This window comes from Burkholderia sp. (genome assembly GCF_018375725.1).
Taxonomy (GTDB): domain Bacteria; phylum Pseudomonadota; class Gammaproteobacteria; order Burkholderiales; family Burkholderiaceae; genus Burkholderia.
The window spans coordinates 1-9,393 of the sequence record NZ_JAHACR010000159.1 but is presented as its reverse complement, the minus strand read 5'-3'; the positions used below and the strand labels follow the sequence as shown (position 1 = coordinate 9,393).

9 protein-coding genes are annotated in these 9,393 nt (G+C 68.9%); 2 read left to right on the top strand and 7 right to left on the bottom strand.

Annotated elements, in window-relative coordinates:
• Window positions 1-243: 243 nt before the first annotated feature.
• The 7 genes from KH616_RS16190 to KH616_RS16160 all read right to left on the bottom strand — a co-directional run bounded on the left by KH616_RS16190 (window position 244) and on the right by KH616_RS16160 (window position 6,443).
• A complete protein-coding gene (locus KH616_RS16190) occupies window positions 244-1,356 on the bottom strand; it encodes a dihydrolipoamide acetyltransferase family protein (RefSeq protein ID WP_292248068.1) in 1,113 nt (370 codons plus the stop codon).
• A 4-nt stretch (window positions 1,357-1,360) separates the two neighbouring features.
• Entirely contained in the window at window positions 1,361-2,341 is a 981-nt protein-coding gene (locus tag KH616_RS16185) for an alpha-ketoacid dehydrogenase subunit beta (protein ID WP_292248067.1), read from the bottom strand.
• On the bottom strand, window positions 2,334-3,422 hold the full coding sequence (pdhA, locus tag KH616_RS16180; protein WP_292248066.1) for a pyruvate dehydrogenase (acetyl-transferring) E1 component subunit alpha: 1,089 nt from the start codon (window positions 3,420-3,422) through the stop codon (window positions 2,334-2,336). Before pdhA ends, KH616_RS16185 begins: the two co-directional genes overlap by 8 nt.
• 483 nt (window positions 3,423-3,905) lie before the next feature.
• On the bottom strand, window positions 3,906-4,196 hold the full coding sequence (locus KH616_RS16175; protein ID WP_292248065.1) for a GYD domain-containing protein: 291 nt from the start codon (window positions 4,194-4,196) through the stop codon (window positions 3,906-3,908).
• A gap of 197 nt (window positions 4,197-4,393) precedes the next feature.
• Window positions 4,394-5,176 (bottom strand): glycosyltransferase family 2 protein, encoded by a 783-nt coding sequence (locus tag KH616_RS16170; protein WP_292248063.1) that lies wholly within the window; start codon window positions 5,174-5,176, stop codon window positions 4,394-4,396.
• 118 nt (window positions 5,177-5,294) lie between these two features.
• Complete coding sequence (gene fabG, locus KH616_RS16165) at window positions 5,295-6,011, bottom strand: 3-oxoacyl-ACP reductase FabG (protein WP_292248061.1); 717 nt, start codon at window positions 6,009-6,011, stop codon at window positions 5,295-5,297.
• A 132-nt stretch (window positions 6,012-6,143) separates the two neighbouring features.
• The gene (locus tag KH616_RS16160) at window positions 6,144-6,443 is read right to left on the bottom strand and encodes a phosphopantetheine-binding protein (RefSeq protein ID WP_292248059.1); all 300 of its coding nucleotides are present in this window, start codon (window positions 6,441-6,443) and stop codon (window positions 6,144-6,146) included.
• A 500-nt stretch (window positions 6,444-6,943) separates the two neighbouring features.
• On the opposite strand from KH616_RS16160, the gene KH616_RS16155 reads away from it, so the two are divergent.
• Entirely contained in the window at window positions 6,944-7,600 is a 657-nt protein-coding gene (locus KH616_RS16155; RefSeq protein ID WP_292248057.1) for a hypothetical protein, read from the top strand.
• Window positions 7,601-7,656: 56 nt separating this feature from the next.
• Window positions 7,657-9,393, top strand: a 1,737-nt coding sequence (locus KH616_RS16150) for an acyl-CoA synthetase family protein (RefSeq protein WP_292248055.1), incomplete at its 3' end; no start/stop codon positions are given.

Here is a 9,393-nt window from a genome sequence, read left to right as displayed (position 1 = left end):
TTCGCGGTGATCGTCGGCCTGATCACGCTGGCGCAGGCGTACGTGGTGCCGGGCATGGTGCCCTGAGCCGCTTGAGTCACGCGCGATCGATGCCGGGTGCGGCGGCGATCCGCTCGTTACCGGTGGATACGGCGGCCGGCGGCGTTCGCCAGCCGTCACGCTGTGAGGCGGCCGAGTCGATGATGCGGGCGCGCCGGCACCCTGTCTGCACACGCATGGCCGCCGCCGGCAGCACGCCCCGGACTATTCCGCCGTCTGCAAATCCGCGATCACGGCGGCGAGAAAGCGCGCCGCCTCGCCGCCGGTCACGACGCGATGATCGAACGTCAGGCTGAGCGGCAGGATCCGGTGCACGGCGGCCACGCCGCCGACCGCCACGACGCTGTCGTGAATGCGGCCCGCGCCGAGGATCGCCACCGTCGGCGGCACGACGATCGGCGCCGCATATTTCCCCGCGATCATCCCGAAGTTCGACAGCGTGATCGTATTGCCGCGCAACTCTTCCGGCGGAATCCTGCGCGCCCGGATGTCCTCGCGCATCCGGTCGAGACCCGCCCGCAGATTGGCGGCATCGCGATGCGCGACATCGCGCAGCACCGGCACGAACAACCCGTCCGGCAGATCGACCGCAATGCCGACATCGATCTTCTCCACCACGTGACGCCGCCCCGTCTGTCCTTCGTACCACACGTTCAATCCCGGCTCGGCGCGGCATCCGGCCACGAGCGCGCGGATCAGCCGGATCGTCACATCGGTCTGCGGCGGCCACGCATGAATGTCGGCGTCGTCGATCACGGTCGCCGCGGCAACCTCGCTCTGCGCACGCGCCATGTTCTGCGCCATCGCGCGCCGCACGCCGCGCAGCACTTCCGCCGGCCCGACTTCGGTCAGCACCTTCGCGACGCGCTGCACGTCCGCCGCCGTGATCACCCCGTCCGCGCCCGACGGCGTGACCATCGCGAGATCCACGTCGAGCTTGCGCGCGAGCGCACGCACCGCGGGCATCGCCTTGATCCCGCCCGCGCCGCCGCCCCCGCCGGCCAGCGCGGCCGGCGCCTCGTGCACGACCTGCGCGCCGACTTCCACCTTGCCGACGACCGTGCCGGCATCGGCCTCGTCGCCCTCGCCTTCGAACGCGACGAGCGGCGCGCCGAGATGCACGATGTCGCCCGACTGCCCGAACAGCTTCGCGACGCGGCCGGCCTGCGGCGACGGAATATCGACGATCGCCTTCGCGGTCTCGACCGACAGCAGCGGCTGATCGGTGCCGATCTCGTCGCCGGCCTTCACATGCCATTCGATGATTTCCGCTTCCTGCAGGCCTTCGCCGAGATCGGGCAATTTGAAGATCTTCATGGTGTCACGACGCCTCCAGCGTCTTCCTGACCGCGCTGACGATGCGCTCCGCGCTCGGCAGGTATTGGTTTTCGAGCCGGAACAGCGGCACGACGACGTCGTAGCCGGTCACGCGCTGCACCGGCGCCAGCAGCGAATACAGCCCGCGCTCCGCGATGTTCGCGGCGATCTCCGCGCCGAAGCCCGCGGTGCGCGGCGCCTCGTGCACGATCACGCAGCGCCCTGTCTTCGCGACCGACGCGAGGATCGTGTCGATATCGAGCGGCTTGAGCGTCGCCACGTCGATCACCTCGCACATCACGCCTTCCTGCGCGAGCTGGTCAGCCGCCGCCTGCACTTCCTGCAACGCCGCGCCCCAGCTCACGAGCGTGACGTCGACGCCGTCGCGCAGCGTGAAGCAGGTATCGAGCGGCAGCGCGTCGCCGTCGTCCTCGACCGGCTGCCGGAACAGCCGGTACAGCCGTGTCGGCTCGAGGAAGATCACCGGATCCGGATCGCGGATCGACGCGAGCAGCAGGCCGTACGCACGCGCGGGCGACGACGGCACCACGACGCGCAGCCCCGGAATGTGCGCGAACAGCGCTTCGGGACTTTCGGAATGATGCTCGGGCGCATGAATGCCGCCGCCGCACGGCGAACGGATCACGAGCGGACACGACAGGCGGCCGCGCGTGCGGTGCCGCAGCCGCGACGCGTGGTTGAGCACCTGGTCGATCACCGGATAGATGAAACCTGTGAACTGGATCTCGGCGACCGGCCTCAGTCCCATCGCCGCCATGCCGACCGCGGCGCCCGCGATCGCGGCTTCCGCGAGCGGCGTGTCGATCACGCGTTCGGCGCCAAAGCGCGACTGCAGATCGACGGTCGCGCGGAACACGCCGCCGTTTACGCCAATGTCCTCGCCGAGCAGCACCACGGAAGCATCGCGCGCGAGTTCGAAGGCGAGCGCGCGATTGACCGCTTCCACCATGTTCAGGTCAGCCATGATGATTCCCCGTCGGCGGTGCGAACGCGAGCGCGGTATCGCGCTGTTCGCGCATGGCCTGCGGCAGCGTCGCATACAGATGCTCGAACATCGCCGACGCATCCGGCGGCGCAATCGCCAGGTAGTCCTGCACCGCCGCTTCGACCTGCGCGTAGCAGGCCTTGCCGAGTTCCGTGTCGCGCGCCTTGTCCCATGCGTTCATCCGCATCAGATACGTGCGCAGCCGCACGATCGGCTCGAATTCCCATTGCTTGCCGACGGTGTCGGCATCGCGGTAGCGCGTCGCGTCGTCGGCGGTCGTGTGATCGCCGAGCCGGTAGCTGAGCGCCTCGACGAGCGTCGGGCCGCCTCCCGCGCGCGCCTTGTCGAGCGCTTCGGACATGACCTGCTTCACCGCGATCACGTCGTTGCCGTCCACCTGCCGCCCTTCGATGCCCGCCGCGATCGCCTTTTGCGCGATCGTCTGCGCGACGGTCTGACGCGCGCGCGGCATCGAGATCGCCCACTGGTTGTCGTTGACGACGAGCACGAGCGGCGCCTGCCAGACGCCCGCCATGTTCATCGCCTCGTAGAAGTCGCCCTTGGATGTGCCGCCGTCGCCGACGATCGTCACCGCGACGCGCGGTTCGCGGCGCAGCATGAACGCATACGCGGCGCCGGCCGCGTGGCAGACCTGCGTGCCGATCGGCACGCAGTTCGGAAAATCGTGACGCACCGCCTGGAAATCGCTGCCGCGTTCGTCGCCGCCCCAGTACAGCAGGCTCTCAGCCATCGCGACGCCGCGCAGCAATTGCGCGGCATGGTCGCGATACGACGGGAACAGCACGTCGTCCGTCTGCATCGCGCTCGCGACGCCGACGCCGATCGCCTCCTGCCCGACCGACGACGCGAACGTGCCCAGCTTGCCTGTGCGCTGCAACGCAACCGCCTTCGCGTCGAATGCACGCGTCAGCACCATCGCGCGATAGAGCGGCAACAGCGCCGCCGGATCCTGCGCGAACGCAGGCAACGGCTGCACCGGTTCACCGTCCGGACCCAGATACTGCGTGTAATCGACATGAAAACGCGCGACCGTACTCATGACTCGCCTCCGCAAGAGTGCGAAGCCTGACGAAGCGTCCGTCGATAAGGCGCGCGCCGATGCACGCGCATCGGCACCGGCTCCGGATCACGTCGCCGGCGGGCGCGTCGTCGCCACGGCGGGAAACGGACTGCCGCACCGATCGCCGGTGCGATGCAGCCGCGGCTCGCGTGACGTTCTGTGCGCGGCGCGCGCTGCCTCCCTTCCGGCCCTTTGACCGTAGTACAACCTTAGTCAGTTATCGGTTGAAAGCAAGTCGGGTCTGTACGCACGCTGACGTTGCGCGGTGCGGCATGCGGCGCACTGGCGAACGCGCGGCACGCGCACGGGATTGAGAGGGTCGAGCGCAGCGTCGGCCCGAATGGCTGCTCGCCGGAGAATCGATACAGAAAAGCGCGCACGTCGTCGAATCACCTGCTGCTTCGATGAACGCATGAGCCCCCGGCCAGCGGGACAGGCATGCGCGCCTGCGAATCGCGCCGGTTACATCTTGCCGATGATCGCGCCGACTTCGTCCTTCCTGAAGGCACGCAGCGTCTGCGTCCGGATATTGCCCGCCGAGCCGAGCGCGAAGCCGAATGCCGTGAGACTCTGCTCGTCCGGCGCCTCGATGATCGTGATCACATCGAATGCGCCCAGCGTCCAGAACACGTCCTTCATTTCACAGCCGAAGGTCCGCGCCATCTCCGCCACCTGCCCCGCCCGCTGCACCGTGCTCTTGATCGTGCGGATGCCCTGATCCGTGAAGTTTGCGAGAACCACATAAGTCGCCATGACGATTCCCCTGACGGTTGATCCGAGTCGGAACTGCCTGCGCGCAAGCAGTTCCGACGACGACGTTGCGCCGGCGTCAGCGGAGCCGTCTCGCGCGTAATCTTGATTCTAGGCAACGGGACGCCCCGTCATGGACGATCTGGATCAACCGCAATGAACGTTTTGTCCGCGCGTCGGCGACCGGCCTCGCGCGGGCTTCACGCAGGCTTCCGCCCGCGCGCCCGCAAGCGCCGCGCGAGCAGCAGCGGCAGACGCAGCAGGCCGCCGGCGAGCAGCCGCAGATGCATGCACGTGAGCAGCACGTTGTCGCGTCCGTAATGAAAATGCGACACGCCGCCTTCGTTCGCGCGGAAGTAGCGCACGGGCGCCGCGATCCGGATCGGGCGCACGCCCGCCCAGCTCAGGCGCACGGCGGCCTCGGGATCGAAGTCGAAGCCGCGCATCCACAGATGCCGATGCATGATCCGGCCCAGCGGCGCGATCGGATAGACGCGAAAGCCGTACAGCGAATCGCCGATGCCGGCCCACAGCGTCTCGACGTCCGCGAAGAAATTCGACAGGCGCCGCCCCTTCACACGCATCAGCGGCGCCGTGTCGTCGAACTTCGGCTCGCCGAGCACCATCGCGTCGGGCGCCGCCTGCGACGCCGCCATGAATGCAGGAATCAGGCCGGCCGGATGCTGGCCGTCGGAATCCATCGTCAGCACATGCGTGAAGCCTTGCGCGGCGGCGGCATCGAGCCCCGCGAGCACGGCGGCGCCCTTGCCGCGATTCTCCGGCCGCACGATCACGCGCAGCCCCGGGTCGTGCCGGGCCATCGCCTGCAGGCGCTCGGTGCTGCCGTCGGTGCTGCCGTCCACGACGACCCATACCGGATTCCACCGTTCGCGGGCGCTGCGCACGGTATCGTCGACCTTCGATCCCGGGTTGTAGCTCGGGATCAGGACGAGATGAGTGGACGAGGCGCGGGGCGTGGACATGGAAACAGCCGATGGCGGAAGAAGGGATGCTGAAGAAAGTGTATGACCTGCCGCCTGCGCGCGGGCCGCCACGCGGACGCCGGACACGCGCGGACGCATCGCCGCGGCGTGCAAGCCGTCATGCCAGCCCGCCATTGATCGACAGCACCTGTCCCGTCACATACGCGGCCGCATCGGACACCAGATACGCGATCATCCCGGCGACCTCGTCGGGCCGGCCGGCACGCTGCGCGGGCACGAGTTGCCGGATGCGCTCGGCGGGAAAGGCATGCTCGGTCATCGGCGATTCGACGATGCCGGGCGCGACGGCATTCACGGTGATGCCGCGCGACGCCAGTTCCAGCGAGAGCGACTTCGTCGCGCCGATCAGGCCGGCTTTCGCGGCGGCGTAGTTGACCTGTCCGCGGTTGCCGGTCACGCCGGCGACCGACGCGACATTGACGATCCGCCCCCAGCGGGTGCGGATCATCGGCAGCAGCAGCGGCTGCGTGACGTTGAAAAAACCGTTGAGCGAGACGTCGATCACGCGGCGCCATTGCGCATGCGTCATGCCGGCCATCGGCGCATCGTCGTGAATGCCGGCATTGTTGACGAGGATCTGCACCGGCGCATCGGCGAACAATTGCGCGAGCGCGGCGCCGGTCGCGTCGGCGTCGGTCACGTCAAACGCCGTCGCATGCGCCGTCCCGCCCGCCTCGACGATCCGCTGCGCGACGGCTTCCGCCTGCGCGAGATGACGGTTCGCATGCACCCAGACTTCATGGCCGGCCTTCGCCAGCGCTTCGCAGATCGCCTGCCCGAGTGCGCCGCTACCGCCCGTCACGAGCGCCCGCATCGACTTTCTCCTGTCATTCGCGTTCCGGCGTCGGCGCACAGATGCACCGTGCATCGCCACGCCGGGTTCGTCATTGTGAAATCGCGCCGGCACCCGCCTGCATGCATGCGGCGCCGCGCCGTCCGCGCGGCGTTACCGTACGCGATGCTCGGCGACGTAGGCAGCCAGGGCGCCGAGCGTCGCGAAGATCCGCTCGTTATCCGGATTGTCCGAGCGCAGCTCGAACCCGTACTTCTTCGAAATCAGCAGCGCGATTTCCAGGATATCGATGGAGTCGAGCCCGAAGCCTTCCCCGTACAGCGGCGTGTCGGCGGACACGGCGTCGAGGGAAACGTCTTCGAGGTTCAATTCGCCGACGATCAGCGCGGCGAGCTCTTGTTCCAGTGCGTTCATCATGCTTGCAAACAGGCGGCTTACAGCAGCGGACGGCATCGCGCGTGCGCTGGCTGCCGGCCGGCAATTGCCGACCACTCCGCCCGCGTAATTTGGGGATCGTTTGGTAAAAGTTACGCGGATTCTAGACGATGGGTATAGGGGCGTATACGGTGAAAGGGTTACAGAGGTCTGTCGCCCACCGCCCCCGCATTCGGGAACGCGAACGGGCGAGACGCTTGAGCGGCTTTGCGCGGAAATGGATCCGGCGCACGGCGGCGCATGCGCGAAGCCATACAATCGGTTACAAAACCCGCCACCGCGCGCCCGGACGGCGTGCGGCCGCCGCCCTAAAATGTGCAGGCCGAAGCGCCGGCCTGTTCGGCCGCCATTTATCTGACAATTGACGCCCCGACGACGACTGCGTCGCGTCCCCCGATCCGCTACGACACCGTGTCGACTCACCCAGCCATGCCGTGCCTGCCCGTTCGCCCTGTCCCGGAACGCCCCGCTGTCCGCCGCCATGCCGTCGCCGAACGCGATGCGCACGGGAGCGCGCCATGAGCGCCCCCGGCCGCATCGTGCGCGCTGCGGGCGCGATTGTCGCGGTGATCGCCTACCAGGCCGGTGCGCACCATGCCGCCGCGACGCCGGGCGCACACGGTTTCGGGCTCGCAATGGCACTCGTGCCACCGCTGGCGATCGCGCTCGGCATCGCCGCGCGCTCGCCGCGGCGCGCATGGCTGCTGCCGCTCTGGACGCTCGCCGCCGCCGTGCTCTGGGCCGCCCGCGCGCCGCTCGCCCGGCATTTCGAATGGGGCCTGTATCTGGAGCACGTGAGCTTCAACCTCGCGATGGCGCTGCTGTTCGGCCGCACGCTCGCCGCCGGGCAAGTGCCGCTCTGCACGCAGTTCGCGACGATGATCCACGGCACGCTCACGCCGGCCGTCGCACGCTATACGCGGCAGATCACCCTTGCATGGACGCTGTTCTTCGTCGCGATCGCCGCGGTGTCGACGGTGATGTTCACGGCCGCGCCGATCGTCACGTGGTCGACGTTCGCCAATTACCTGGCGCTGCCGCTCGTCGGCGTGATGTTCGTCTCCGAGCACGCGTGCCGGCGCTTGGCGCTGCCCGGCGAACCACGTGCCCGCATGCTCGACGCGATTCGCGCCTACCGGCGCTCGGCTCAGGCCGGCGCGGGTCACGCGCCCTGAATTCCCGGCCGGCGATGCACCGCTTCGCCGCCCCTCGTTTGCGCCTTATTCGATTTATGCCGACTTATCCGCTGGTGTTCCATGCCTCGCCCGACCAGACGATCGCCTGGCGCGACGGCGCGCCCGTTTCCGTGCGCACGTTTCTCGCCGACGTCGCCCGCGTCGCGGCGGCGTTGCCCGCGGGCGGCCACGTGTTCAACGTGTGCCGCGACCGCTATCGCTTCGCCGTGAGCCTGTGCGCGGCACTCGTCGCCGGCAGGATCAGCCTGTTGCCACCGACGCAGACGCCCGAAATGGTTCGCCAGCTCGCCGGCTTCGCACCGGACACGTTCTGCCTGCACGACGCACCCGATTGCGCGATCGACCTGCCGCGCTTCGCCTATCCCGAACCGGCACAGGCCGACGACGCGGACGCGGGCATCCCGCCCGGCCAGCCTTTCGTCGTGCCGCAGATCGACGCGTCGCGGATCATGGCCTATGTATTCACGTCCGGCTCGACGGGCGAGCCGGTGCCGCACCGCAAGACATGGGGCTTTCTGGTCGGCAGCGCGCACGCGGCGGCCGAACGGCTCGGCCTGCTCGACGGGCGCGCGCATACGCTGGTCGGCACGGTCCCCGCGCAGCATATGTACGGTTTCGAATCGACGGTGCTGCTCGCGCTGATCGGCGGCCTGGCATTCAGCAGCGGCCAGCCGTTCTATCCGGTCGATATCCGTGCGGAACTCGATGCGGTGCCGCAGCCGCGCGTACTCGTCACATCGCCGATCCATCTGCGCGCGCTGCTGGCGTCGGATCATGCACTGCCGCCGGTGTCGCGGGTCTTGTCGGCCACGGCGCCGCTGGCGGAAAAGCTCGCGGGCGAAGCCGAAGCGCGCCTCGACGCGACGCTGATCGAGATCTACGGCAGCACCGAAACCGGCCAGATCGCGACGCGCCGCACCGCGCGCGGCGCGGCATGGCATCTGCTGCCGGAGATCCGCGTCGAGGCGCGCACGGGCGGACAGGAGATGAGCGGCCCGACGTTCTGGGTATCCGGCGGCCACGTCGAAACGCCCGTGCCGATGGGCGACGCACTCGAACTGCTCGACGACCGCCACTTCCTGCTGCACGGACGCAAGGCCGACCTGATCAACATCGCCGGCAAGCGAACCTCGCTCGCCTACCTGAATCATCAGCTCAACGCGATACCGGGCGTGGTCGACGGCGTGTTCTTCATGCCCGACGATGCCGCGCCTGCCGGGAACGGCACCGGCGACGAACCGGTCACGCGCCTCGTTGCGCTCGTCGTCGCGCCGGACCTCGCGGCCGCCGATCTGCAACGCGCGCTGCGCGAGCGCATCGATGCGGCCTTCATGCCGCGGCCGATGCTGTTCGTCGACGCGCTGCCGCGCAACGACACCGGCAAGCTGCCGCGCCACGTGCTCGAGGCGCTCATCGCGCGATACACGCGCGGCGTCGCTGCGGCGGCGCCGGGCCGCGCCGATGGCGACACGCCGTCACTGTCGCCGTCGCTGTCGTTTACGATCCCGGCCGATCATCCGGCGCTGCCCGGACACTTTCCCGGGCATCCGGTCGTGCCGGGCGTCGTGCTGCTCGATCACGCGATCGGCACGATCGGCGCGGCGCTGAACCGTCCGCTGCATGCGTGGCGGCTCAACGCCGCCAAATTCCTCAGCCCGGCCGCGCCCGGCGAGCCGCTCGACCTCGCATTCGATGCGACGGCGAGCGGCGCAATCCGCTTCACGGTGCGCGCGGGACGGCGCGACATCGCAAGCGGCGTGCTGTCCGCCCAG